Annotated in this window: 1 protein-coding gene; it reads right to left on the bottom strand. The window is 68.7% G+C overall.

The window, feature by feature from the left end; genetic code table 11:
• Positions 1-275, bottom strand: a 275-nt coding sequence (locus tag QP415_RS11755) for a DAK2 domain-containing protein (protein ID WP_285100199.1), incomplete at both ends; no start/stop codon positions are given.

Genomic DNA, 275 nt, shown 5'->3' with positions numbered 1-275 from the left:
AACGGGCGTCAGGGATGCCGCCAGCATGCGGCGCGCCACAAGAGGAGTCACCCTGTGCTCGTCCCCGAGGGCACCAGCCCACGCTTCAAACAGCGCACCGAGCGCAAGGCCGCTGTGCCCAAGGCCTCGACGGATGATCGTCTCAACACCGGCCTCAAGCGCCACGCGCAGGTGGGCACGGGGTTCGAGGGAGTCCATCGCCGCGGCGAGGGCAGCCATCGTGGCCGCAGCGTTCGTCCCCGTATCACAGTCGGCGCCATCCCATCCATCCAGGT

Source organism: Pauljensenia sp. UMB3104 (genome assembly GCF_030217285.1).
Classification (GTDB): Bacteria; Actinomycetota; Actinomycetes; order Actinomycetales; family Actinomycetaceae; genus Pauljensenia.
The sequence above is the reverse complement of the archived record's forward strand: the minus strand, read 5'-3'. Positions and strand labels throughout refer to the sequence as shown.